20 protein-coding genes, 2 tRNA genes and 1 pseudogene are annotated in these 20,225 nt (G+C 68.7%); 12 read left to right on the top strand and 11 right to left on the bottom strand.

The genetic code is table 11. The annotated features are described in order from the left end of the window. Positions 1-68 precede the first annotated feature (68 nt). From LL236_RS14845 to LL236_RS07330, 3 genes and pseudogenes are all read left to right on the top strand, one after another. Positions 69-452: a histidine phosphatase family protein gene (locus LL236_RS14845; protein WP_267189647.1), complete on the top strand. Its 384-nt coding sequence runs from the start codon at positions 69-71 to the stop codon at positions 450-452. Further along, positions 338-859, top strand: a complete 522-nt coding sequence (locus LL236_RS15135; protein WP_374198017.1) for a histidine phosphatase family protein — start codon at positions 338-340, stop codon at positions 857-859. The genes LL236_RS14845 and LL236_RS15135 overlap by 115 nt, the downstream gene beginning before the upstream one ends. After that, a pseudogene (locus LL236_RS07330) lies at positions 792-953 on the top strand (gamma carbonic anhydrase family protein); the annotation flags it as partial. The gene LL236_RS15135 and the pseudogene LL236_RS07330, both read left to right, overlap by 68 nt. Here the strand turns inward: LL236_RS07330 and LL236_RS07325 are convergent. Beyond that, positions 950-1,267 carry a hypothetical protein gene (locus LL236_RS07325; protein ID WP_195691675.1) on the bottom strand — a complete coding sequence of 106 codons (318 nt, stop codon included), beginning with the start codon at positions 1,265-1,267 and terminating at the stop codon, positions 950-952. The pseudogene LL236_RS07330 and the gene LL236_RS07325 sit on opposite strands and share 4 nt — an antisense overlap. 10 nt (positions 1,268-1,277) lie before the next feature. Beyond that, entirely contained in the window at positions 1,278-2,240 is a 963-nt protein-coding gene (locus tag LL236_RS07320) for an IS481 family transposase (RefSeq protein ID WP_228178105.1), read from the bottom strand. Positions 2,241-2,541: 301 nt separating this feature from the next. Between LL236_RS07320 and mobF the strand changes: the two genes are divergently transcribed. Next, a complete protein-coding gene (gene mobF, locus LL236_RS07315; protein WP_228178104.1) occupies positions 2,542-5,961 on the top strand; it encodes a MobF family relaxase in 3,420 nt (1,139 codons plus the stop codon). 40 nt (positions 5,962-6,001) lie between these two features. On the opposite strand, the gene LL236_RS07310 is transcribed toward mobF, so the two are convergent. Next, positions 6,002-6,703, bottom strand: a complete 702-nt coding sequence (locus tag LL236_RS07310; RefSeq protein ID WP_195691677.1) for a hypothetical protein — start codon at positions 6,701-6,703, stop codon at positions 6,002-6,004. A gap of 120 nt (positions 6,704-6,823) precedes the next feature. Here LL236_RS07310 and LL236_RS07305 point away from each other — a divergent pair, with 120 nt between their 5' ends. Continuing rightward, positions 6,824-7,036, top strand: coding sequence for a helix-turn-helix transcriptional regulator (locus tag LL236_RS07305; RefSeq protein ID WP_195691678.1), 213 nt, complete (start codon positions 6,824-6,826; stop codon positions 7,034-7,036). A gap of 9 nt (positions 7,037-7,045) precedes the next feature. Next, on the top strand, positions 7,046-8,173 hold the full coding sequence (locus LL236_RS07300) for a site-specific integrase (protein ID WP_195691679.1): 1,128 nt from the start codon (positions 7,046-7,048) through the stop codon (positions 8,171-8,173). 61 nt (positions 8,174-8,234) lie between these two features. Here the strand turns inward: LL236_RS07300 and LL236_RS07295 are convergent. Next, a tRNA-Glu gene (locus tag LL236_RS07295) sits at positions 8,235-8,310 on the bottom strand. Between the two features lie 106 nt (positions 8,311-8,416). Here LL236_RS07295 and LL236_RS07290 point away from each other — a divergent pair. Beyond that, complete coding sequence (locus LL236_RS07290; protein WP_228178103.1) at positions 8,417-9,055, top strand: MBL fold metallo-hydrolase; 639 nt, start codon at positions 8,417-8,419, stop codon at positions 9,053-9,055. Between the two features lie 15 nt (positions 9,056-9,070). Here LL236_RS07290 and LL236_RS07285 read toward each other — a convergent pair whose 3' ends face one another. Then, positions 9,071-9,862 (bottom strand): hypothetical protein, encoded by a 792-nt coding sequence (locus LL236_RS07285; RefSeq protein WP_228178102.1) that lies wholly within the window; start codon positions 9,860-9,862, stop codon positions 9,071-9,073. Positions 9,863-10,003: 141 nt separating this feature from the next. Here LL236_RS07285 and LL236_RS07280 point away from each other — a divergent pair, with 141 nt between their 5' ends. Further along, positions 10,004-11,221 (top strand): ArnT family glycosyltransferase, encoded by a 1,218-nt coding sequence (locus LL236_RS07280; RefSeq protein ID WP_228178101.1) that lies wholly within the window; start codon positions 10,004-10,006, stop codon positions 11,219-11,221. Between the two features lie 27 nt (positions 11,222-11,248). After that, a complete protein-coding gene (locus LL236_RS07275; protein ID WP_228178100.1) occupies positions 11,249-12,031 on the top strand; it encodes a hypothetical protein in 783 nt (260 codons plus the stop codon). 27 nt (positions 12,032-12,058) lie between these two features. Here LL236_RS07275 and LL236_RS07270 read toward each other — a convergent pair whose 3' ends face one another. From LL236_RS07270 to LL236_RS07260, 3 genes are read right to left on the bottom strand one after another with little or no spacing between them, the layout of a single operon-like run. Then, positions 12,059-12,367 carry a DUF6510 family protein gene (locus LL236_RS07270; protein ID WP_228178099.1) on the bottom strand — a complete coding sequence of 103 codons (309 nt, stop codon included), beginning with the start codon at positions 12,365-12,367 and terminating at the stop codon, positions 12,059-12,061. Further along, on the bottom strand, positions 12,364-13,089 hold the full coding sequence (locus tag LL236_RS07265) for an FAD-binding oxidoreductase (protein WP_228178098.1): 726 nt from the start codon (positions 13,087-13,089) through the stop codon (positions 12,364-12,366). Before LL236_RS07265 ends, LL236_RS07270 begins: the two co-directional genes overlap by 4 nt. Then, positions 13,086-13,679 (bottom strand): sulfite oxidase-like oxidoreductase, encoded by a 594-nt coding sequence (locus LL236_RS07260; protein ID WP_228178097.1) that lies wholly within the window; start codon positions 13,677-13,679, stop codon positions 13,086-13,088. The genes LL236_RS07265 and LL236_RS07260 overlap by 4 nt, the downstream gene beginning before the upstream one ends. A 145-nt stretch (positions 13,680-13,824) precedes the next feature. Between LL236_RS07260 and LL236_RS07255 the strand changes: the two genes are divergently transcribed. The 3 genes from LL236_RS07255 to LL236_RS07245 all read left to right on the top strand — a co-directional run bounded on the left by LL236_RS07255 (position 13,825) and on the right by LL236_RS07245 (position 17,643). Continuing rightward, entirely contained in the window at positions 13,825-14,694 is an 870-nt protein-coding gene (locus tag LL236_RS07255; protein WP_228178096.1) for an NYN domain-containing protein, read from the top strand. 171 nt (positions 14,695-14,865) lie between these two features. Beyond that, on the top strand, positions 14,866-15,822 hold the full coding sequence (locus LL236_RS07250; RefSeq protein WP_228178095.1) for an alpha/beta hydrolase: 957 nt from the start codon (positions 14,866-14,868) through the stop codon (positions 15,820-15,822). 219 nt (positions 15,823-16,041) lie between these two features. After that, the gene (locus LL236_RS07245) at positions 16,042-17,643 is read left to right on the top strand and encodes an ABC-F family ATP-binding cassette domain-containing protein (RefSeq protein ID WP_228178094.1); all 1,602 of its coding nucleotides are present in this window, start codon (positions 16,042-16,044) and stop codon (positions 17,641-17,643) included. Between the two features lie 16 nt (positions 17,644-17,659). Here LL236_RS07245 and LL236_RS07240 read toward each other — a convergent pair whose 3' ends face one another. The 3 genes from LL236_RS07240 to LL236_RS07230 all read right to left on the bottom strand — a co-directional run bounded on the left by LL236_RS07240 (position 17,660) and on the right by LL236_RS07230 (position 20,181). Next, complete coding sequence (locus LL236_RS07240) at positions 17,660-18,529, bottom strand: AraC family transcriptional regulator (RefSeq protein ID WP_228178093.1); 870 nt, start codon at positions 18,527-18,529, stop codon at positions 17,660-17,662. Positions 18,530-18,544: 15 nt separating this feature from the next. Beyond that, a protein-coding gene (locus tag LL236_RS07235; protein WP_228178092.1) for an IS3 family transposase occupies positions 18,545-19,695 on the bottom strand; the annotation gives its coding sequence in 2 pieces (ribosomal slippage) (positions 18,545-19,425 and positions 19,425-19,695; 1,152 coding nt in all). Between the two features lie 414 nt (positions 19,696-20,109). Next, a tRNA-Gln gene (locus tag LL236_RS07230) sits at positions 20,110-20,181 on the bottom strand. Between the last annotated feature and the right edge of the window lie 44 nt (positions 20,182-20,225).

Genomic DNA, 20,225 nt, shown 5'->3' with positions numbered 1-20,225 from the left:
TGTATACGATCCATGCTCGCTGGCTGTCGTTGCGCGGGCATGGCCTGAACATTTCCAGCGTGTAAAAGATGCTGCGCCGCCCGCAGGGGCGGGTCACCGGCGCCGTTCCCGGCACTGAAGCGTTCGGCGAGCACCCCGAAGTCAGGCGGTCGCTGCGATCCTCAGGATCACAACGCCGACGATCGACGACCCCCGCGATCCGGGAATTCGCGCGGCGATACCTGGGCGTGCTGCCGTGGCGCCTCGCCCACCGGGCGCGGTTCCTCCTGCTGGTGGCGCCCGTGAGGCTCGTCGTCGTGGGCTCCGGGGCGGTCTGGACCCGTGGTCGGCGTGATCGGTGCCTTCACGTCATGATCGTCGCGTTCATCCGGCATTGTCAGGCCGACTGGAACGCCGAGGGACTCATCCAGGGATCGAGCGACATCCGGCTCAACAACACCGGACACCGATAGGTGGCGGATACCCCGATGACCCTGCGCTCACTGCCGTGGATGCGGTCGTGAACTTCCCGCTCCTGCGCGCCCGCGAGACGGCCCGCATCATCGCGGAAGGGCTGAACACCCCGTTCGGCACCGCGTATCCGAAGCTCGCCGAACGCGACTACGGCGAGCTGGAGGGCACCTCGGCCGCCGCCGCGATCGCGCGCTGGCCCGACCGGGAGTATCCGGGCGCAGCGTCGCTCGACTCCGTCGCTGTGCACGGGGTCGTGGCCCTGACCCGCATCGCCACCGACTTCCCGGCAAGGCGGTGCTCGTGGTCTGCCACGGCACGCGAGGTGGTGGTGCTCGAGGGGCACGATCGTGCCGCCGCAGTCGCTCGTCGCGGGCATCCCGGGCAAGGTGCGCCGCGAGCTCACTGACGAGGAGGTCGCGGGGTTGCTCGGCAACTCCGCGCGCTATGTGCCGCGGTCGAAGGTGTACAAGGCGGCGGAGGGTCAGGACGCCGCGGGTTAGGACACCGCCGCGATCCGCAGGATCACGACGCCGACGACCGGCACCAGCGCGACGACCAGCGCCAGGATCGCGATGCCGCGCGCGAGACCGCGCACGAGGCAGACGATCGAGATCACCAGCGCCGCCAGCACGAGCGCGGCTCCGGCGAGGAACAGCACGATGAATCCACCCGCTCCGCTGCCGCTGCCGTCGAGGGCGGCGGGAACCCCGAGCACGAAGCCGGCGTACATGGCGGCGGTGCCAAGCACGGCGAGCAGGAGGGCGATGCCGGCAGGGACGCGGGTGGGGCTGACGTAGACGTCGCTGTCACTCATGGCGACCACCCTAGGTGTAGCGACCCGTGAGGTTGTGAAGGCGGCAGGTGGGGGTGTGGCCTCCGAGGGCGGTGTGGGGTCGTCGGTGATTGTATTCCTCGAGCCAGTCGTCGTAGGTGGCTGATCTTGCCGCGTTCGAGAGGTAGGTCGATGCGTAGGCCCACTCGGCGGCGAGGGTGCGGTTGAATCTCTCCACTTTCCCGTTCGTCTGTGGCCGGTAGGGGCGGGTGCGGATGTGCCGGACTCCCTCGCCGAGGGCCGCGGCGAAGTCGTGGGAGCGGTAGCAGGAGCCGTTGTCGGTCATGACGGCTTTGACGGTGAGGCCGGCTTCGGCGAAGTGAGCGCGGGCGCGGATCCAGAACCCGGCGGCGGTGTCCTTCTGTTCGTCGTCGAGCTCTTCGGAGTAGGCCAGGCGGGTGCAGTCATCGACCGCGTGGTGCAGGAACGAGTAGCCGGTCCCGGCGCGGCGGTTGCGGCGTCCGGCGTGACGGCCGAGCATCCGGTGGCCGCCACCGTCAGGGATCCGACCCAGTTTCTTGATATCGACATGCACGATATCGCCCGGCGCGGCCGCCTCGTACCGGATCGGTTTCGGCTTCCGAACGGGCAGCCCGGTGTTGCGGTCCAGATGCGACAGCCGCGGCATCCGATAGCGGGCAAGCACCCGACCCACGGTCGCCGGGTTCAACCCCAGATGCCAGGCGATCCGCCGAGCACCCCACCGCCGGTTGAAGCGGATCGCGACGATCCGCCGCTCCGTGCGACGGTCAAGCTGGGTCGGCGATCGATACGGACGGGAACTGCGATCAGTCATCGGCTGACCCGCCCGGTATCGATCGGCCCACTTCTTCGCCGTCGCCTGCGAACACTGGAACCGTTCCCCAGCCCGGGCGAGCGACCAGCCGCCGACAACGACCGCACGAGCAAGCCGAAGCCGCCCCCTCGGCGTCAAATGAGCATTAGCGTGAACCACGAAGACCTCCGGTCACCGATGCGAGTTGTCAGATACCCACATCGTCCCGGAGGTCTTCACCTACCCGCGACGCACACAACGTCCCGGGTCGCTACACCTAGGTCGCGGCCCAGCAGTTATCACCGCATGCAGGCACATCTCTCTGAGATCCTCACCACTGTCCACTCTCCCCAACTCTTGACCCTCTGACGTTCGCTGATCCGCCAACCGGACCCCGGACTCGCTCATTTCTGACTTCTTCACAAGAATGGACGTATCCTACCTGATATGGTAGCTGTTATCTTAGGTAGGAGGCGAAGGCATGAAAGGTGGCGTGATCCCGTTCCGGGGCACAGGCTCGGATGCCCTGCGCTATCTGGAGTCCGACCGCGCGCGGGCGGACGAGTATTACCTGGAGGCGGGGACCGCCCTGGCCGAGTTCACGGCGGTCGACGCCGAGGGCCGAGTGATCGGCGAGCTCGGGCTGACCGCCGAGGAGTACCGCCAGTGGGTTGGCTGGATCAACCCGCTCACCGGGGAGTCGATGGGCCGACCCCGGCTGCGGGGCGAGGGTGGCCGGGGGTCGCCCCGGTTCATGGAGATGGTCGTGAACGTCCCGAAGTCCCTGTCGGTCGCCGCCGGCCTGCACCCGGAGGTGTCCGAGGCCCTGGACGCCGCCCAGCGGGACGCGGTTGCGGAGATCCGGTCCTGGCTCGGCCAGCACTCGGTCACCCGCGTCGGCGCGCGCGGGAAGCAGGAGGTCGTGCCGATCGAGCAGCTCGAAACCGTGGCCGTGTCGCACAAGACCTCCCGTGCGGGCGACCCGCACCGGCATATCCACTTCCAGATCGGGACGCGCGTGTGGGCGGCCGGTCGCTGGCGCGGGCTCTACACCGCGGCGCTGTTCCGGCAGCAGGGCGCGATCCGCGCCCTCGGCACGGCGGTCATCGCCGCGCACCCGCAGCTCGCCGCGGTGCTCGACGCGCACGGTCTCACCCTTGACCCGGTGACCGGGGAGGTCGCGGAGCTGGTGCCGTGGAAAGCGGTCATGTCCAAGCGCGGGCAGCAGGTGGCGCGCAACCTCGCCAAGTTCGAGGCCGAGTGGGAGGCCGCGCATCCCGGCCAGGAGACGGGGCCGGTGGTGCGCGCCAGGTTGCACGCGAAGGCGTGGGATCATGAGCGGCCGAGCAAGAAGCCCAGCGTGCTCGGCTCCGAGGCCGGCTGGTTGCGCGAGTTGCAGGAGGCTGGCTACACCCCGGACCTGCCGCGCGCCACCGTGCAACCCCTGCGCACGCTGGACGAGCTGGCCGTGCAACAGGTCGCCTCCCGTGCGCTCGACCGCTGCGCGGCTGCTGCATCCGCATGGACCGTGCATGACGTGCAGGAGCAGGTGGCGCACATCGTCACCGAGGCCGGTGTGCGCGCCACCCGCGAGGAGCTGCGCGAGTTCATCACCATCACGACCCGGCTCGCGGCGGACGACTGCCTCTCGATCCTGCCGCCGGATGCGCCACGGCTGGAGCATGTTGCGCACCTCACGACGCTGCACGTAGTGGCCGTCGAGACGGAGCTGCGCGACCGACTGGCTGCACGCGCCACCCGGCCGGTGCACGGCGCAACCCCGCGCGTGCAGGAGCCGGGGCTGGATGCGGACCAGGCGCGCGCCGCCGCCGCGCTCGCCTCCACCCGGCCGCTCGTCGTGGTCGAGGGCGCGGCGGGCGCGGGCAAGACGACCATGCTCGGTGCTGCGATCCGCGCCGCCGGACAGGAGGGTCGTTCGGTGCGGGTGGTGACCCCGACGAAGAAGGCCGCCGACGTCGCCGCCGCCGAGCTGGGCGTGCCGACCGACTCGGTAGCGGCACTCGTCTACGACCACGGGTTCCGGTGGAACGCCGATGGTGTCTGGACCCGGCTGGCCGTGGGCGACACGGACCCGGTGACGGGCGCGACCTACCGCGGCCCGGCGAAGGAGAACCGACTGGCCGCCGCCGAGCGGGTTGTGGTGGACGAGGCGGGGATGCTCGACCAGGACACCGCCCTCGCCCTGCTGACCGTCGCGGACGAGGCCGGCGCGACGCTCGCACTCGTCGGGGACCGGGCGCAGCTCCCCGCCGTGGGGCGCGGCGGGGTGCTCGACATCGCGGCCGCGCTCGTCCCCCGCGTCTACTCGCTGACGAGCCTGCACCGCTTCGCGGACCCCGACTACGCGCAGCTCACCCTCGCCCTGCGGACCGGCCGCGACCCGGCCGAGTTGTTCGACCGGCTCCACGCGCTCGGACTCGTGCGGCTCCACGAGGACACCGAGGCGCTGCGCGCCGCGGTCGCCGCCGAGCGGATCGACGGAGCCGCGATCACCGCGGCGACCAACGACGAGGCGCGCGAACTGAACACTCTGATCCGAGAGGACCGGGTGCGCGCGGGCGCGGTCGACGACGCCCGCACCATCGACGGCGCGGACGGCCTGAGCATCGGCGCCGGCGACCTCATCCAGACCCGCCGCAACGACTCGGAGATGGGCGTGGCGAACCGGCAGACCTGGATCGTCCAGCACGTCAGCGGCGACGGCAGCCTGTGGGTGCGGGACGCCGCGAGCCAGCGGAAGCAGCAGCGCACCGTGCATCTGCCCGCCGAGTACGTCGCCGAGCACGCGCACCTGGCCTACGCCGCGACCGCCTACGGCGTCCAGGGCATGACTGCCCCCGCGTCGCACACCGTCCTGTCGGACGCGCTCGACGCGGCCGGCGTCTACGTCGGCCTCACCCGCGGGCAGGAGGAGAACAGGCTGCACGTCGTCGCCGCGGACCTCGGGGACGCGCGCGAGCAGTTCCAGGCCGCGCTCGAGCGGGACCGCGCCGACCGCGGACTGCGCGAGGCCACCGAGCGGGCGCAGGCCGCCGTCGCGGGCATCGTCGCGGACGGGCCGGTGCGCGTCGTGAACGCCGAGCGCACCCGACTGCGGCAGAGCATCGAGCAGGCCGAGCGCCAGGCGGCACGGTGGGCGGAGGCGGCCGAGGCGATGGAGCGCCAGTCGGCCGCGCACCGCGTCGAGGCCGAGGCGCTGCTGGCCGAGGTCGAGGCCGCCGCCCAGCAGGTCGAGGCGGCACGGGCCGAGGCCGTCCCGCCGCTGGTCGAGCAGGCCGGCACGGACGCCGCCGCGGTCCTCGCGGTCAGGGAGCGCCACGAGACGGCGATCGCCGCCAGGAGCCGTGCCGGGGCGCTGAGGCGTCGGAGCGCCGACCGGGCGCTGACCGAGGCCGAGCGCCAGCGCCACGAGGCCGAGCACCTGACCCGGCAGCGGTGGGGCTCGATCCCGCGTACGCCGGAGCAGGCGCCGGCGTGGGCGCAGGCGGCGGCCGAGCAACAGGCCGAGGCCGACCCGCGGCTGGCCGACGCCATGCGCACGCACGCGCAGGCCCGGCAGGAGCAGCGCCGTGCCGGGGACCGGCAGGAGCGGCAGCGGGCCATGCTGCACACGCGGCTGTTCAGCAAGCCGTACAGCACCGGCAGCCCGCGCCGCCAGGCCGAGAGCGCCCAGCAGCAGGCCGAGGCGCTGCGACGCCAGCTCGCGGAGCTGGAAGCCCTGCCGGTCGCCGAGGCCGCAGCCCAGGTCGAGGCCCGAGCCGAGGCCGAGCGCGTCGCAGCCGAGGCCCTGGCGCGGCGTGCCGCAGAGCTGCACGACTTCACCCGCGACCAGCACCGTCCGAGCCCGAGCAGCGGACCCGACTTCGGGCCGAGCCTGTAGCGACGCGCTCGGGGGCAAGTGCGCGCCGCTCCCCCGACGACTACCCGCGGCGGCCCGGCGGGAGCAGTCCGCGCGAGCGGGTGCGCACGAGCCAGCCCTGCGCGGTGGCGTGGGCGACGCCGTTGATCTTCGCCATCGTGACAGCAGGCGCCGCGTCCCCCTGCGCCGAGAGCTTGCCGTACTGGAGGGCGACCAGCTCGTAGAAGTCGGGCGTGCGCTTCGGGTTCCCGAGCGGCTTGAGCAGATCCCGCTCGCTGATCTTCCGGCCGGAGGGCAGCACGATCTTCCCGCCGGTGATGGTCACCGTGCGCTTCATGGCGAACAGGCGCTCGTTGATCGCCGCCTCGATGCGCGCGGTCGGCAGGGTGCGGAGGTCTTGGCTGGACACGGGATCGCCCGGCCGCCACGGGAGGTAGACGACGCCGGTGATGCGCACCTCCTCGGGCACGGCGAACTGCTGGCGCTGGAGCCGGATGAACACGCGGGTCGCCGTGGCTGTGTGCTCGATGTAGCGCCAGCGGCCGTCGATCGTCTCGTTCTGCTCCGAGTCGAGCTGCGCCTGCCGGTCGGCCTCGGTCGTCACCTGATCGTTGTAGCCCAGGATCGCGTCGATCTGCGCGCTGGCGTCGTCGTCGCGCTCGCCGGGGAACCGGCTCGGCAGATGCCAGCCGTCCGGCAGGTCGGCCGAGACGATCAGGCCGTCATAGGACTGATCGCCGGGTCTGCGCGGGGCTGCGGTCACATCCCGAGTGTACCGAGCGACACGAGCAACTAAAACTCTTGCTGTGATTGGCGTGTTGTGGTCTAATCTAAGACGACAGCAGCAATCGCGGCTGTGATCGTAGATGCGAAGGAGGCCGTGATGGGTCAGAGCGCATCGCCCCTCGACGCTCGGGAGCCCGAGCGCCTGTTCTACTCCGAGGAGGAGACAGCGGCGCTGCTCGGCATCCACCGCACGACCCTGCGCACCCTCGCCCTGGAGGGCCAGGCCCCGGTGGAGCCGATTCGGCTCACCCGGCACAAGCGCGTCTACCGCCGCATCGACGTGCAGCGCCTCGCGGGGCTGGAGCAGTAGGAGCCAGTCATGGGAAGCATCGAGTCCTACGACACGGCCAAGGGCCGTCGCTACCGGGCGCTCTACCGACGCCCGGACAAGAAGCAGACGCAGAAGCGCGGCTTCACCACCAAGAAGGCCGCCGAGCTGTTCCTGGCGACCACGGAGGTCGACATCGCCCAGGGCCGCTACCTCGACCCGTCGCGTGCGCGGGTGACCGTGGCCGAATGGCTCCAGACCTGGATCGCCGCCCGCGGCGACCTCCGGGCGACGACCCGCAGCCGGGTCGAGAACATCATCGCCAAGCACATCGTCCCCGAGTTGGGGAAGATCCCGATCGGCGACCTCACCCGCCTGCGGGTGCAGGAGTGGGCCTCGGCCCTCCCCGGTGCCCCGGCGACCGTCCGCAAGATCGTCAACGTCCTCTCCGGTTCGCTCCGATTCGCGGTCGAGGACGAGCGCCTGCCGTCCAACCCCGCCGCCCGGCTCAAACTCCCCAAGCCCACCAAGTCCCGCAAGCGGTATCTGTCCCACAATCAGGTCGCCGCGCTCGCCCAGGCCATTGACGAGATGAAGGATGGGCGCGAGTACGGCTACGGCCTCGTCGTCCTCGTGCTCGCCTACTGCGGCCTGCGCTGGGGCGAGCTGTCCGGGCTCCGCATCCGTGACCTCGACCTCGACGCGAAGCACCCGCGCCTCACCGTCGAGCAGACCGTCGTGGCCGACAAGGGCTACCAGCGCATCGAGCCGCCGAAGGACTACGAGCACCGCAGTATCCCGATCCCGGCGTTCCTCGTCGGGCTGCTCCGCGCGCAGATCGCCGGGCGCCCGGCCTACGCCCCGGTGTTCTACGGCATCCGCACCGGCACCTGGCTTCGCAACCACGTCTACCGGGTCGGCTGGTTCGACACCGCGGCCGAGGCGGTCGGGATCAAGGGCCTCACCCCGCACGAGCTGCGGCACACCGCTGCCTCGCTCGCCGTCAGCGCCGGCGCGAACGTGAAGGCCGTCCAGCGGATGCTCGGGCACGCCTCGGCCGCGGTGACCCTCGACGTGTACGCCGACCTGTTCGATGACGACCTGGACGGTGTTGCCACGGCGCTGAACCTCGCGGCCATGCAATCAGATGTTGCCAATCTGTTGCCAAAAGCGGCATAGCGCCCGTTCGAGCCTTTCGGCAGGAACAAGAAAACCCCCGGCTGACCGGGGGTCTTCTTGTTGGTGACCCCAGCGGGATTCGAACCCGCGTTACCGCCGTGAGAGGGCGGCGTACTAGGCCGCTATACGATGGGGCCGCAAGACAACCGTTCAATTATGCCATGTATACGAACGGCCGGCCAAATCGACGCGAAGACCGCAGCGGGGTTGCCTCGAGCCCCGTCGCGAGGGTTGACTCGGGATATGCGAGTCACGAAGCACGAGCACGCTGCCCTCACGATCCGCGACTCCGGTAAGACGCTGATCGTCGATCCGGGATCGTTCACCGATCCGCTCCCGGATGACGGCGATGTCGTGGCCATCGTGCTCACGCATGAGCACCCCGACCATTGGACACCGGAGCATCTGCGTCGCATCCTCAGCAACGCACCGAAGGCGCAGATCATCGGGCCCCAGGGCCTCGCCGACGCCGCCGCGGGGTTCGATGTCACGGTGGTCTCGCCCGGCGACAGCATGAAAGTCGGCCCGTTCGAGCTCGAGTTCTTCGGCGGCAAGCACGCCGTCATCCACGAATCGATCCCCGTCATCGACAACGTCGGTGTGCTGGTGAACGACCGTCTCTACTATCCCGGTGACTCGTACGAGGTGCCGGAAGGACGGAACGTGAAGCTTCTGGCGGCTCCTGTCGGCGCGCCGTGGCTGAAGATCGGGGAGGCCATGGACTTCGTCCTCGCCGTCGCTCCACGGATGTGCTTCGGAACACACGACATGACGCTCTCGATCATCGGACGCACGATGGGGCGTCAGCGTCTGCGGTGGGCGACCGAGCAGGGCGGCGGCGAGTTCCTCGAACTGGATGCCGGAGCCTCGGTCGACATCTGAGGCCCCCGCTCCCGATCAGCTCGCGCTGAGGTCACTTCCCGTGTCGGTGGGTTCGCGAACCCAGATCTCGACGACGTCGCCGCGAGCGACAAAGCGCACGACGCCGCCCTCGTCCAGGGGCGCTGCCAGCGGCATGGGGATGTCGGGATTCACGCGGAAGTCGACGACAGGATCCAGGGGTGCGGGCGTGCAACTCCCGTTCCCCCACAGCTCCCCCCACGCGACAATGAGACACCGTGCACCGACAGCGTTCGTGCCCGTCCACATCGTCACGCCTTGCACCTGCTCGTACTGCCGGAGGTTGCCTGCGTCCACGTCAAGAGCCCGTTCCGCCTGACGGATCCACGCCTCGGTCGGGTCAACCGGAGCGTCGCGGTCGACGCCGGCAATGAAGTCGGGTCGATCCGTCCAGACAGCAGGTAGCGCAAGCCCGAGTCCGAGCCCGACCGCGAGCGCGAGTCCGGCCGCACCGAACACTCCCGGGTGCCGCCACCACGCTGATGCCGGAGGCGGCAGCAGCGGCTCCTCGGCTGAAGTCTCGGTCCCCAGCGAGGGGCTATCGCATGCACCGGCCCCGTCTGCCCCTGAGAGCACGCCGCCGTCGGACGTCGTCAGCGGCGTGTCAGCAGTGTCGTCCGTCTTGGATTGCCTGGCCGCCGAGGTTTCACCCTCGCGCACAAGCGCCTCGAGCTCGGCGAGCCGGGCGGTAGCCGCCGGATCCATCGCGATGTCGGCATCCGGGCCATAGGCGCGCTCTCGAAGCGCTGCCAGCTCGCGACCAATGTCCGTCGGCAACGTCGCGCTCATGGGTTCCATTATCGAGGCGGCAGGAGAGCAGGGGGCCGATGCGCCTGCCCGACCGCACAGCAAGGCTCGACGACGGAAACCATAGGTTCCTCATAGGACTGCGAAAGACCATGCCTCACCACGATTCCTACCGTCAGGGTCATGGTCACCGACGCTCACCCGCTGCCCGCTGCGCCCCTCGTCTCCACAACGCGACCTCTCACCGACCGGAGCCCGTCCCCGTGGGGCTTCCGCATCGGCCTCGCCCTCCTCGCCCTGGCAACCGGCGCGCTCACCGTGTGGGCGATCGATTCGGCATCCGAGTCGCAGTACTACGCAGCCATCGCGGTCTCGATGAGTCAGAGCCCGGCGAACTTCTTCTTCGGCGCCTTCGACCCAGCGGGAACCGTCACTCTCGACAAGATCCCGGGATCGTTCTGGGTTCCCGCGCTCTTCGTCGCCGCGTTCGGGTACTCCACGTGGACGGTCGTCTTGCCGAACGCGCTGGCCGCCCTGGCGACGGTTGTCGTCGTGGCATCCACAGGTCGGCGCCTCGTTTCGCCTACGGCCGGGCTCATCGCCGGCGCGGTGGCAGCGACGACACCGATCCTCATCGCCGTGTCGCGCTCCAATCAGCCGGAAACCTTCTTCGTGCTGAGTCTGTCCCTGGTCGCGTGGGCTGCGGCGCGTGCCCTCGCCCAGCGGAGCCTCGGCTGGCTCATCACCGCGGGCCTGTTCATCGGGCTCGCGTTTCAGATGTACATGCTCGTCGCATGGGCTGTGTGGCCCGCTCTCGCGCTCGCGTATCTGATCACCGCCCAGCCAGTCATCCGGCGCCTCTGGCACCTCGCCGCGTCGGCGACCATCAGCATTGCGGCGTCGCTGACGTGGATCGTGATCGTCTCGCTCATCCCCGCCGATTCGCGGCCCTACATCGGCAGCACACTGAGCAACAATCCCTGGGAGATGGTGCTCGGCTACAACAGCCTTGGCCGCTTTTCGGCCACCGCCGACTCATCCGAGTACCTGTCATTCAGCCCACCCTTCTCCGGAGACCCGAGCGCGGTGCGGCTGTTCACCGAGCAGCTCGCCGGCCAGATCGCGTGGCTCCTGCCGGCGGCACTTCTTGCCGCGTCGGTGCTATGGATGCTGCGCTTCTCGCGCGCAGTCACCGTGTTCCTCGGGGCGTGGCTCGTGATCTTCGCGGCAATGTTCTCGGCCGTCGACGGGATGCACCAGTTCTATACCGCCGCGCTCGCCGTGCCGGTTGCGCTGCTTGTCGGGCTCGCGTTCGGGGTTGCACGGCGTCGAGGCATCCTGTGGCCACAGGTCTCGCTCATCGTGGTGGCCGGCGTGACCGCGGTGCTGATCTCGCTCTAGTATCCCGGCTACTCCACGGTGGTCTCGGTGATCCAGGCTGCGGTCGGCGCGCTCGCAATCGTGCTGCTGTTCGCCGAGCACAAGCGCACCGATGGCAGCGGGTGGGCGATACCGCGCTGGATCACGGCGCCGGTGGCGGCGATCGCGCTGGTACTCACTCCTGCGGTCTGGTCGGTGGTGACCATCGCCTATCCCAGCGATATCAATCCGGTTGCCGGGGGCGTCTCAGACATGGGCGGCATGGGGCCGGGCGGGCAGGGCGGTGGAGCACCCGGATTCGGAAGCGTCCCCGGCGGCGGTCCGGGACAGGGGGCGGGAGCGGCCCCTGGTAAGGCACCGGGTCAGGCTGACAGCGTTCCGGGACAAAGCCCCGGGCTCGGGCCGCGACAGGGAGGTGCGGCATCCGGACAAGCGACCAACGGCGCCGCCGGAAGCATAACCAGCCGGGGCGGCGCGGCATCCAACGACCTGATCGCCTGGCTACAGCAGAACCAGGATGACGCGGATTACCTGGTCGCGTCCTTCGGTGCTCAAAGCGCTGCAGGAATCATTCTCGCGACCGATGGCGGATCGGTGCTGCCGATCGGTGGCTTCAACGGCAACGATGCAGTCCCCACGCTCGACGAGTTCCGGGCACTCATCGCCGACGGCAGCCTGCGGTACGTGCTGGCCACCGGCATGGCAGGACAGGGTGCGAGCACTCCCTCAGGCGGAACGTCGACGACCTCGGCACAGATCCGCGAGTGGGTCGAGGCAACGTGCGAGACGGTCGCCGACGCACCCGGCGTCGTCTACGACTGCGCTCCGTAACCGCCGGGGAGCGGAGGATCCATGGATTCAGCGCGCGCCACGCTGCACCGTCATCTGACAGCTTGCGCCATCGATGACGAGGTCGTGCGCACTCCAGCGCACGGTGAGCGTGGTGTGCGTGCAGCGGCGAGACCGCACGATCGCGGATGTCGGTGCCAGCTCGACCGCCGCTTCGGCGAGCGCTACAGCGTCGGCGCATGCCCCGCAGGTGAGCGTGAGCGTTTCGGCTGCAGCGCCAAAGGCCTCCTCGAGAATGCCGACGAGGGCGTTCCCATCGACCAAGCTCGGCCGCGTGGCTGCTGGTAGATCGGGCAGCGGATGTGTGGTGGCGGTCATGATCCTCCTCCGAACCGCTCCGTGCGGATGCGCTCGGCTCGATACCCCAACGAGACGAGCGCCCCGGCGACGAACTCGACGAACCGCGTCGGCCCACAAACGAAGCTGACCGGGTCGACGGACGCCGGGTGCAGCGCATCGGCGAGCGCAGAAGCGCTGAGCCGGCCGACGGTACCAGACCAATCGTCGGGAGCCGCGCGCGTGTACGCCCAGGTTGCCGAGATCCGCGGCGCATCGAGCGCGAGCAGTTCGTCTCGGTACATCGCCCGGTCGGCATCCTTCACCGAATACACGAGACGCATCGACGCCGAGGCGTCTGCAGCCACGTGCGCGCGCACCATGGCGATCAGCGGCACGATTCCTGATCCGCCGGCGATCAGCTGAACCGGCGACGGGTCGGTCGCGTCCCAAACGAAGTACTGACCGAGCGGTCCCTTCACTTCCATCTGGTCACCGGCGCGCACGTCCTCGACCAGGTAGGGAGAGACCTCACCGTCCTCGACCTCGTCGACGCCCAGCTCAACGGCGGTGCCGGAACCGAACGACGCGATCGAGTACGACCGCACCGCCTGATAACCGTCCTCGGCGGTCAGGCGAAGATCCAGGTGTTGTCCTGGCAGGTTCCCCGGCCAGTCCGGAACGTCGAGCACCAGAGTGCGGGCACCCACAGCGGCGGGGCGGGCCTCCAGCACGGATGCCGCAAGCCAGGCCCCAACCGTCACCAATACCGCTCCTCGCGCCACGGATCGCCGTGCATGTTGTAACCGTTCTGCTCCCAGAAGCCCGGTTCGTCGCGGCGCAGCAGCGAAAGACCGCGGATCCACTTGGCGCTCTTCCAAAAGTACAGGTGCGGCACCAGCAGCCGGGCGGGACCACCGTGTTCGGGGTCGATCGGTGCGCCGTTGAACTCCGTCACCACCCAGGCTCTTCCGCCGAGCAGGTCCAACATCGGCACGTTCGTCGTGTACCCGCCGAAGCTGTGCGCCATCGCCGCCTCGGCATCCGTCTCGACGCCCGCCAGGAGCGTGTCGACCGAGACGCCTCGCCAGGTCGTGTCGAGCTTCGACCAGCGCGTCACGCAGTGGATGTCGGTGTGGATGTCTTCGAACGGAAGCGCACGGAACTCATCCCACGTCCATGCCCGCGATCCACCCCGTTCGTCACGAACAGTAAAGCTCCACGCACTCGTGTCGATGCGCGGCGTCGGGCCAGCCGACAGCACCGGGAAGTCGGTCGTCAGGTACTGCCCCGGCGGCAACCGGTCGTTCGTTTCGCGCCGACGAGCACCGAAACCGCGAGACACGGGCGACATGGGCGTCCTCCGATCCACCACCGATGCTGGCACCCTACGGATCCTCCGCGATCTGCGGAACAGCGCGACCCGTGTGGGCCGACGGATGTCGAGACTAGGCTCGGGGGGAAGCAGGCGGGCGCCCGTGGACCCACGAGGAGTGAGCATGGCTGAGAGAACCGACCCACGCGTAGCCGTGTATCTGGACTTCGACAACATCGTGATGTCCTGGTACGACACCGTACATGGCCGCAACGCCTACGGCAGGGACCGGCAGCGCATCGCATCCGATCCGACCGAACCGGAGATCGCGGAGCGGTTGGCAGCAGCCACCGTGGATCTCGGCGCGATCATCGACTACGCGGCATCCTTCGGCACACTCGTGCTTACGCGGGCATACGCGGACTGGTCGTCGCCGGTCAACGCCGAGTACCGCTCGCAGCTCGTTGCTCGCGCGGTCGATCTCGTGCAGCTGTTCCCGGCCGCTGCGTACGCGAAGAACGGTGCCGACATTCGGCTCGCCGTGGATGCCGTCGAGGACATGTTTCGGCTGCCCGACCTTTCGCACGTGGTGATCGTCGCGGGTGATTCGGATTACGTGCCGCTCGCGCAGCGTTGCAAGCGCCTCGGTCGCTTCGTCGTGGGAGTCGGCGTTGCAGGCTCCAGCGCCCGCTCCCTCGCTGCGGCCTGTGACCGCTTCGACACCTATGACGCTCTCCCCGGCATCGAGCGCCAGCCGGCGAAGGATGCCGAAGACAAGGCGTCCGGCAAGACGCGCCGCAGCCGCAAGAAGTCCGCAGATCCGGGCGCTGAGCTTCTCGAGCGGGCGTTGCGGCTGGAGGGCGACCGCGAGGGCACGGACTGGCAGCACGCGAACGTGGTCAAGAGCCTGATAACGCGCCTGGATCCCGGCTTCAGCGAGCGCGCCCTGGGCTTCCGCAGCTTCACGGAGTTCATCAAGGCGCACCCGCAGGTTGCCGAGATCGACGAAACCGAGAACATCGTGCAGATCCGTCTGGCTGCGGGCACGCGCTGAGACCTACACGACGGACCAGACGCGGGGATGGACCCAGCCGCGCAGGTCGGTTAGCATCGCCCCGGATCGGGGAGGTCACATGATTGACGCTGCACTGCTCACGCTGCCGAAGATGTCACTGTCGTAAAGGAGATCGACGGGCTGAGCTACATCTCCCCCGACGATCCCGCGATGCCGTCATACCGGGTCATTGCGAACAATCGCCAGCCCGTTGCGCTCCGCGACATGATGATCCTCCCGGTGCGCACGGGCTACATCGGTGCCGACCGCATCCGCAAGCCCGATCCGGCGCTCATCCCACCCTCGGCCGAGGAAACGGTCCCCGACGTGGAGGAGACGACGGTCTACCTCCCCGTGCGCAACGGATATGTCAGTGCTCAGGTCTACCGGCCGCACGCCGTTGACCAGGATGCCGCGCTGCCCGTCATCCTGTATGCCCATGGCGGCGGGTTCACGGTGGGCTCAGACTTCGACACCGCCTACATCACTCGGCGTCTGGCGCGCGATAACTCCGTCGTCGTCGTGTCGACGAACTATCGGATGGCTCCGGAGTATCCCTTCCCCACGCCCCTGAACGATGTCGCCGACGTCTATGCGTGGCTCGTGCGGGAGGCGGGCCGAGTCGGCGGCGATCCGTCGCGCGTCGCCGTCGCCGGCGACTCGGCCGGTTCGAACTTCGCCGCTGCGTTGCCGCTCTACACCCGCTCGCACGATCCCCCTGCCCCCGCTGCGGTCATCATGCTCGGTGCGTTCGCGGACTTCACCCAGGAGAGGTGGCCCTCGTTCCAAGAGCAGGCGCCGCGCGGAATCGTCCACGACAGCCCGTTCTTCGCGTTCATCCGCAGCGCCTATCTGCCGACGACGCCGTGGACCGAGCCCCTCGCAAGCCCGATCTACGGTGATCTGGCCGGATACCCGCCGCTTTTTCTCGCGACCGGCACGCACGACCCCATCATCGATTCGGCGCGGGAGTTCGCATCCCTGGTTGAGAAGGCAGGCTCTCCCACCGACGGCTACTGGCCCGCGGGGATGCCGCACGGCTTCTACTTTTTCCCGGGTGTCCATCCCGAGGGTGACGTCGCCTTCGAACGGTGCCGTGAGTTCCTCGCGAAGCACCTGTCCCACTAGGGAACGCGCGGGCGCGTTTGCGTACAGCGGCGGCAGTGGCATACTGAGGTCGCACTCCTGCGGCATCCGCTGCTCGTGAGAGGGAGTGAACGGCAAGGAAGAGACATGACAGGTTCGGGCTTCAGCATCCCCTGCTGACCGGACCATCCTCCCTTTCTGCGGACCCGTGTCAGCGTCACCCCTGACTTCGTCAGGAACCGACACGTTCTGGAGTTCCGCATGCCTGCCCCCATTCCTTCCGTCGTTCTGCACGACCTCACATTCAGCTGGCCCGACGGCCACCGCGTTCTCGACGCCGTGTCGGGTTCGTTCCCACCCGGCTCGACGGGACTGGTCGGCCTCAACGGTGTCGGCAAGTCGACGCTGCTGCGCCTGATCGCCGGGAAACTCCGGCCGATGTCGGGATCCGTCCAGGCGGCTGGCGTCGTCGACTATCTGCCGCAACGGAGGGATGCCGACCCTAGCCATACGCTGGTCGATCTTCTCGGCATCCGCTCGATCGTGGACGCGATAGCCGCGATCGAACGGGGAGCGATCGACCCCGCCCTGTTCGACACGATCGGCCCGGATTGGGACATCGAAGAGCGAGCGATCGCCACCCTGAGCGCTGCGGGCGTCGACATCGACGACCTGAACCGACCCGTCACGACGATCTCGGGCGGGGAAGCGACAGTCGCCGCGCTCGCCGGCATCCGGATGCGTGGAGCCGACATCGCGCTGCTTGACGAGCCGACGAACAATCTCGACGCCCAGGGACGGACGCGAGTCCACGACCTCATCGGCGCATGGGGCGGTCCGGTGATCGTCGTCAGTCACGATCTCGAGTTGCTCGAGCTGATGCAGCACACCGCTGAGTTGCGGGCCGGTTCGCTGACGCTGTACGGCGGTCCGTACTCCGCGTTCCGAGAGCAGGTCTCGCGGGACCAGGAGGCGGCCGAGCGCGCGGTACGCTCCGCGGAGCACGCGGTGCGCGTCGAGAAGCGGCAGCGCATCGCCGCAGCCGAGCGTATCGCGCACAGCCAGCGGCAGGGGAAGAAGGATGCCGCCAACCGCAAGTACATCGGCGCCGTCGTCAATGACCGACGCAACTCTGCCGAAAAGACCCAAGGAAAGCAGCGCTCGTTGCTCGATGATCGGATGCAGTCGGCGCAGCGCTCGTTGCAGGAGGCCGAGTCACGCATCCGTGATGACGACCGCCTCAGCATCGACCTTCCCGACCCGGCCGTCCCTCCAGGCAAGCGGATCGCCGAGTTCACGGGGAGCGACGGGCGCACGATCATCATCCAGGGACCGGAGCGCATCGCGATTACGGGACAGAACGGGGTCGGCAAGACCACGCTGCTCGAGGGACTCGTTTCCGGCGTGGCCGCGGCGCCCGGGACGGCCGCGGCGGTCGCGCACGTTCACCGCATCGGCAAGCTCTCACAACGGCTCGACAACCTCGACGACGCTGCATCCGTTATGGAGAACGTGACACGGGTCGCCCCCCACGTTCCGCGAGTTGAGCTTCGCAACCGGCTCGCGCGGCTCCTCGTACGCGGCACCATGGTGGATCGGCCCGTCGGAGCCCTCTCGGGCGGCGAGCGCTTTCGCGTCGCGCTCGCGCAGGTGCTCCTCACCGACCCGCCACCTCAGCTGATCGTGCTCGATGAACCGACCAACAACCTCGACCTTCAGACCACGGAGCAACTCATCGATGCGCTCGGCGCCTACCGCGGGGCGATCATCGTGGTCAGTCATGACCGCGGATTCCTGGATCGGCTGAGGCTGGACGCTGAGTTCGAGCTGGATGCCGCAGGACTGCTGACCGCGATGCGGTAGGCGCCGAGCAGGTGACCTATGAGCGGCGTGCGATCGGCATCCAGAGCTCCGTCGTTGCGGTACTGAAGTCGTCGGCGCGTTCGAGGACGGCGACGATCGAGGGACCGGGACGCAGCTGCCAGGGGTTGGCGGGGAACCAGTCCGACGCGGAGGCCGCGTAGGCCTCCTGGAGCGCTGCGGGGTACGGTCCTGACGTGCGGAACACCGCCCACTCCCCTGCCTCGACCTCGATCACATCAAGATCGTCGGGCACGGGGGCCTCAGCATCCAGTGCGACGCCGTGCAGGTAGGTGAGCTCGGTTCCCTCCCGGTAGTCCGGATCGACGCCGTCACTCACCTGCAGCAAGCCGCTCGGTTCGGTGCTGCTGAGCCCCTTGAGTCGGGCGTGTTCGCTCTCAGGCAGTGCGGCGATGTACGTCTGGATGTGCGGATTGATTCCTTCGTTGATGAGCGGCACGCGAGCGGCGTGTCCGACCAGACGGAACGCGGGGCGTTCGGCGATGCGCGTGTCCATGGTGGTGTTCCCTTCGACGGTCAGGCGGAGCCTGAGTTTCGGTTGCGTACGAAGGGGACCGCCACTCACGCGCACCTCGGCGGGCGTCGAGCCGTGGACCGCGCGAAACGCCCGACCAAAGGCTTCGGTCGACCCGTACCCGAACCGCACCGCGATGTCGAGCAGCGGGTCACCGGCGACGACCGCCGCAGCTGCCACCGTCATCCGCCGGCGCCGCACGTACTCCGACAGTGGCATCCCGACCAAAGACGAGAACATCCGCCGCAGGTGGTACTCCGTCACGCCCGACTCCCGCGCCAGCGACGCGACATCGAGGTCTTCGGATAGATCGTCGTCGATGACATCGATCAGTCGATTGAGTTCCGCGATCATGGTGGGCCGCCCCCTTCATTCGGTCCGGTCGCTGTGCGAGTCGTCGGTTTCCAGTTGATGGGTGCATTGCCGAGCGTAGTCGACCGGTGCGAGGTATCCGAGCGATGAGTGCCGGCGGTCATGGTTGTACTCGGTCTTCCAGTCGCCGATCACGACCTGGGCGTGCAGCAGCGAGTAGAAGCTGTTGATGTTCAGGCACTCGTCGCGGAGCCTGCTGTTGAACGACTCGACGTACCCGTTGTGCCAGGGCGAGCCGGGCGGAATGTAGAACAGGCCGGTGCGGGTGCCGGCCCAGTCGGCCATCGCGTCGCTGATGAACTCCGGCCCGTTGTCTGATCTGAGCACCGCGGGCGCGCCGCGGACGGCGACGAGGTCCTCGAGGTGGGCAGTGAGTCGGTCCGCGGTGATCGACCGCTCGACAAGCCCTCCGATGCACTCACGGGTGTGCTCGTCGACGATGGAGCAGATCTTGATCGGGCGGCCCTGCTCGTCGGCATCGAACTGGAAGTCCACCGCCCACACGAGATTCGGTGCGACCGCTGCCGGGGCGTCGACGGTCGAGGATCCGACGCGTTTGCGCCGCCGCCGCTGGGGGACACGGAGGCCTTCCTCGCGCCAGAGCCGCTGGATCTTCTTGTGGTTCACGACCCACCCCTCGCCGCGAGCGTCGTGGTAGGCCCTGCGGTATCCCCACCGCGGATGCTTCTTCGCGTACGCGCGCAGCCAGTCCCGCAACGCCCTGTCCGGGTCGGCGGTCGTGTCGCCCTTGAGCGGGCGACGGTACGCGGACCTGCTCAGCCCGGCCAGACGGCACGCCATCCGCTCGCTCACCTGCAGTGTCCTGATCAGGTGAGCGACGGCGGCGCGGCGCCTGCCCGGGCCTAGAAGTTTCCCTCAGCCAACTCCTTCAGCGCGGCCTTCTCCAGCTCCGCTTCGGCCAGCAGCCGCTTCAGAGTGGCGTTCTGCTTCTCGAGCTCCTTGAGACGCTTCGCGTCGTCGGCCTTCAGGCCGCCGTACTGGTTCCGCCACCGGTAGTACGTCTGCTCGGACACGCCGAGCTCCCGACACACCGCGGCGACGTCCGCGCCGTCGGCGAGCATCCTGTCGGCCTGCCCGAGCTTGCGGACGACCTGCTCCGGGGTGTGACGCTTCCTGCTGTTCGTCATGATCTGACCAGTCTCCCTGCCCGAACCCTCGGGCGACAGGACGACTCACACAACGACTGGACCTACAAAACGGGGTCAGTCCAATGGGGCCTCCTTCGACATCCAGCCTGCGAGAGTCGACCCCGCGCGCCCGATCGTTCCGGTCCGGTTCGATCGGCCTAGGTGGGTTCCGTCGTGCGTACGAGCCCGCACCTGACGCACGACCATGCGACGAGGAAACGTTCATCGTCGAGGATCTCGTACCGTAGCCGGTCGCCGCACGTCGGGCACTCCCACGCCTGCGACTCACGACTTGTCACGGGCTCAGCCTAGGCGCCCCCGAGGGCTCGCGACGGCGCGCCCTCGACGGGGGTGCGTCGCACGCGCGGGTCATCAGAAACGACGAAACCCGCGGGATTCCGCGGGTTTCTCTTGCTGGGGTACCTGGACTCGAACCAAGAACAACTGAACCAGAATCAGCCGTGTTGCCAATTACACCATACCCCAAGGGTTCCCGCCGGAACGGGCGCCAAGGGTCAAGTCTAGACGAC

It is taken from the genome of Microbacterium schleiferi (genome assembly GCF_020781975.1).
In the GTDB taxonomy this organism is placed as follows: Bacteria; Actinomycetota; Actinomycetes; order Actinomycetales; family Microbacteriaceae; genus Microbacterium.
The sequence above is the reverse complement of the archived record's forward strand: the minus strand, read 5'-3'. Positions and strand labels throughout refer to the sequence as shown.

Excerpts from the sequence above, each read along its gene's own strand:
- LL236_RS14845 (WP_267189647.1), top strand. The coding sequence starts at position 69 with ATGCTGCGCCGCCCGCAGGGGCGGGTCACCGGCGCCGTTCCCGGCACT.
- LL236_RS07325 (WP_195691675.1), bottom strand. The coding sequence starts at position 1,267 with ATGAGTGACAGCGACGTCTACGTCAGCCCCACCCGCGTCCCTGCCGGC.
- mobF (WP_228178104.1), top strand. The coding sequence starts at position 2,542 with ATGAAAGGTGGCGTGATCCCGTTCCGGGGCACAGGCTCGGATGCCCTG.
- LL236_RS07305 (WP_195691678.1), top strand. The coding sequence starts at position 6,824 with ATGGGTCAGAGCGCATCGCCCCTCGACGCTCGGGAGCCCGAGCGCCTG.
- LL236_RS07300 (WP_195691679.1), top strand. The coding sequence starts at position 7,046 with ATGGGAAGCATCGAGTCCTACGACACGGCCAAGGGCCGTCGCTACCGG.
- LL236_RS07290 (WP_228178103.1), top strand. The coding sequence starts at position 8,417 with ATGCGAGTCACGAAGCACGAGCACGCTGCCCTCACGATCCGCGACTCC.
- LL236_RS07285 (WP_228178102.1), bottom strand. The coding sequence starts at position 9,862 with ATGAGCGCGACGTTGCCGACGGACATTGGTCGCGAGCTGGCAGCGCTT.
- LL236_RS07280 (WP_228178101.1), top strand. The coding sequence starts at position 10,004 with ATGGTCACCGACGCTCACCCGCTGCCCGCTGCGCCCCTCGTCTCCACA.
- LL236_RS07270 (WP_228178099.1), bottom strand. The coding sequence starts at position 12,367 with ATGACCGCCACCACACATCCGCTGCCCGATCTACCAGCAGCCACGCGG.
- LL236_RS07260 (WP_228178097.1), bottom strand. The coding sequence starts at position 13,679 with ATGTCGCCCGTGTCTCGCGGTTTCGGTGCTCGTCGGCGCGAAACGAAC.
- LL236_RS07255 (WP_228178096.1), top strand. The coding sequence starts at position 13,825 with ATGGCTGAGAGAACCGACCCACGCGTAGCCGTGTATCTGGACTTCGAC.
- LL236_RS07250 (WP_228178095.1), top strand. The coding sequence starts at position 14,866 with ATGCCGTCATACCGGGTCATTGCGAACAATCGCCAGCCCGTTGCGCTC.
- LL236_RS07245 (WP_228178094.1), top strand. The coding sequence starts at position 16,042 with ATGCCTGCCCCCATTCCTTCCGTCGTTCTGCACGACCTCACATTCAGC.
- LL236_RS07240 (WP_228178093.1), bottom strand. The coding sequence starts at position 18,529 with ATGATCGCGGAACTCAATCGACTGATCGATGTCATCGACGACGATCTA.